Below are 3,008 nucleotides of genomic sequence, written 5' to 3'. Positions count from 1 at the left end.
CCACGGTATAGATCTCCCCACCCTCCCTGCAGCCGCAAGAAGGGAAAAGTGGCAGAATTTTACTCCGCCCGCAGCGAGACTATCCCGCCGCTACCGTGGCCTAATTTTGCACCGCCGTTCTCAGCCGCTTCTTTCTGGTGCGGCCCTTGCGTAACCTATCGGATACCCGTGTTGATACGTATATTGCACCTGTCAGTGACAATTGGCTGCGCAAAACGCTGTTTCCGTCACTGACGCCCTACTGGACCGTGATTATTGCATCTTTCATGATCAATTCTCTTGGCCTTGCGGGTATCATCTTCTCGATACAGGTCTATGACCGCGTCATTCCAGCACAGTCTTATCCGACTCTAGCCGTGCTGTTCATCGGCGTAATACTGGCGTATTCCTTTGAATTTTTCCTAAAGCATTCTCGAATTGTGCTGCTGGATGTTCTAGGCCGCAAGGCAGGGTTACGCCTTTCCGAGACCGTGTTCGGGCGTGCGCTGCGCGTGCGCAATGACCATAAACCCAAATCGACCGGCAGCTTCATCGCACAGATTCGCGACATTGATACGATGCGCGACGCAATGACGTCTACTTCGGTCGGTGTTGTCATGGATCTGCCATTCTTCATACTGTTCTGCGGGATTTTCTGGGTGATCGCAGGACCCTTGGTCCTTATTCCGATCTGCGCGTTGTTTGCAATTGTTCTGCCGGGACTATTGATGCAGCCCAAGCTGAAGAAAGCGGCGCAATCTGCCCAACGCGAGGCGGCGCTGCGCAACGCGATCCTTGTCGAAACGATACAGGGCATTGAGGATATCAAGGCACTGCAAGCAGAGGATCGGTTTGAACATATCTGGCAGCAGACCTCTGTATCGACAGCCAGCGCCCAGTCATCGGAGCGCCGTCTGATAGGGGGACTGACGTCGTGGACACAGGTTGTTCAACAAAGTGTCTATGCTGTAACCGTCGCAATAGGTGCCCCGATGGTGATGAATGGCGAAATCACGACCGGTACGCTAGTCGGGGCTTCGATCCTCGGGGCACGCATGATTGCCCCGATGAGTCAGGTTTCCGCAGTGCTGTCGCGATGGCAGCAAGCCCGTATCGGGGCACAAGGGCTGAAGAAGATCATGCAGATGCCCATTGACCACCCTCCCGAGGAGACCCGCGTCAGTTGCGCAAGATTGAGTGGCAGCTACGTTTTCGAAGACGTTGCCCTTAAGTATCAGTCGGCCACTTTCTCGGCCTTGTCCGTAAAGCGACTGCATATCGAGGCAGGAGAGCGGGTCGGTCTGGTTGGCCGGAACGGTGCCGGGAAATCAACTTTGTTGCAAGCCTTGTCAGGCCAGCTATTTCCGGAATCCGGGCAAATCCGCGTAGACTCGTTGCCAATTAATGCAATCGATCCGGCCGATTTGCGGCGTGATATCTCCTATCTGTCGCAAAATGCGCGGCTGTTCTATGGAACCTTGCGCGACAACCTGATGTTGGGAAACCCGAATGCAACTGAAATAGAGCTTCTTGCGGCGCTAGATGTGGCGGGCGGCGCGGCGTTTCTGAGTTGTTTCGAAAACGGTTGGGATTATCAGGTATTGGAAGGCGGGACTGGGCTTTCCGGTGGACAAAAACAGTCGATCCTGTTGGCAAGACTGATGTTGAGGCGCCCATCCGTCCTGCTGCTGGACGAGCCGACATCGTCAATGGATGATACAACCGAGAAAGGCTTTATAGAGGAATTGCGGAAAGTGGCAATCGGGCGCACGTTGATAGTGGCGACGCACAGGCACCGGATTCTTCAACTTGTTGACCGGCTGATCGTTCTGGACAAGGGCCAGATCATTCTTGACGGTCCACGCGAAGAGGTGCTGGCAAAAATGCGTGGGGCCAGAAAATGATGCTGATCAGCGACCAAGAGAATTTGCTTCATGGCGATGAGCCTGACGAACGACACCAGAGGCGGATTATATGGCTTGTCGCTTTTCTTTTTGCGGCCGGGTTCTTGTGGGCCTATTTCGCAACCCTCGATGAAGTCACCACCGCGGACGGCGTTGTTATTCCGTTTCAGAATGAACAAGTGATCCAGTCCCTTGAAGGTGGGCTTGTAAGTGAATTGCATGTGCGCGCAGATCAACTGGTAGAGGTAAATGAGGTTCTTGTCCGACTGGATCCGGCGCGGCTTGAAGCTTCGGTCGATGAAACGAGGGCAAAACTCTTTGCTCGCCTCGCCCGGATTGAGCGTTTGGCAGCCGAAGTGTCCGATCGACCATTGAATTTTCCAGCTGATCAAGAGATTCCAGAGGAACTGATCGTGTTGGAAACTGCGCTTTATGAAGCGCGCCGCCAGAGCTTCCTGTCCGCCATCGAACTGATCGAGGAATCGCGCGCATTGTTGCAGGATGAACTGGCGACGATGACCCGCCTTTCCGAACTCGGTGCATCCTCGCGGATGGAACTGGTACGGCTCAACCGTCAGATCGTGGACCTCAACATACGCGAAGATGACGTCCGGCATGACTACTATGTCGTTGCGCGCGAAAGCCTAAGTGTTGCGCGCGCCGAAGCAGAGGCGCTTCGGGCCGAACTCCGGGGGCGGCTTGATCAGCTCCGGCGTGCGACGCTACGCTCGCCCGTGCGCGGCATCGTGAAGGACATTGCCATTACAACCGTCGGCGGGGCAGTGCCACCAAACGGGCAGTTGATGACCATCGTGCCACTTGATGATGAACTGCTGGTCGAGGCGCGCGTCCAGCCGCGCGACATTGCGTTCATCCGCCCCGGATTGCGCGCAACGGTCAAGGTGACGGCCTATGATCATGCGGTTTATGGGTCACTGGAAGGTGAAGTCATGTCGATTTCTCCCGCATCAATCCGGGATGAGAGTGATCCACAGCGACTGTCAACGCCGGAGTAAAATTGGGCCACGGGGCGGCGCAAAACTAGGCCACCTGGGGTTTCTGCGGGGCGCGCGTGGCGGGCGGCGGCCAGTCAGCCGCGCTCTCCATGTAGCTGGCGGGTGACTG

2 protein-coding genes are annotated in these 3,008 nt (G+C 55.9%); both read left to right on the top strand.

Annotated features, from left to right (window positions below; genetic code table 11):
* The first annotated feature begins 137 nt into the window (after positions 1-137).
* Positions 138-1,883 (top strand): type I secretion system permease/ATPase, encoded by a 1,746-nt coding sequence (locus KAK09_RS18385; protein ID WP_336244486.1) that lies wholly within the window; start codon positions 138-140, stop codon positions 1,881-1,883.
* Positions 1,880-2,899 carry a beta-barrel domain-containing protein gene (locus KAK09_RS18380; RefSeq protein WP_210880374.1) on the top strand — a complete coding sequence of 340 codons (1,020 nt, stop codon included), beginning with the start codon at positions 1,880-1,882 and terminating at the stop codon, positions 2,897-2,899. Before KAK09_RS18385 ends, KAK09_RS18380 begins: the two co-directional genes overlap by 4 nt.
* Positions 2,900-3,008: the final 109 nt, after the last annotated feature.

It is taken from the genome of Roseovarius autotrophicus (genome assembly GCF_018069895.1).
Lineage (GTDB): Bacteria > Pseudomonadota > Alphaproteobacteria > Rhodobacterales > Rhodobacteraceae > Roseovarius > Roseovarius autotrophicus.
The sequence above is the reverse complement of the archived record's forward strand: the minus strand, read 5'-3'. Positions and strand labels throughout refer to the sequence as shown.

Excerpts from the sequence above, each read along its gene's own strand:
- KAK09_RS18380 (WP_210880374.1), top strand. The coding sequence starts at position 1,880 with ATGATGCTGATCAGCGACCAAGAGAATTTGCTTCATGGCGATGAGCCT.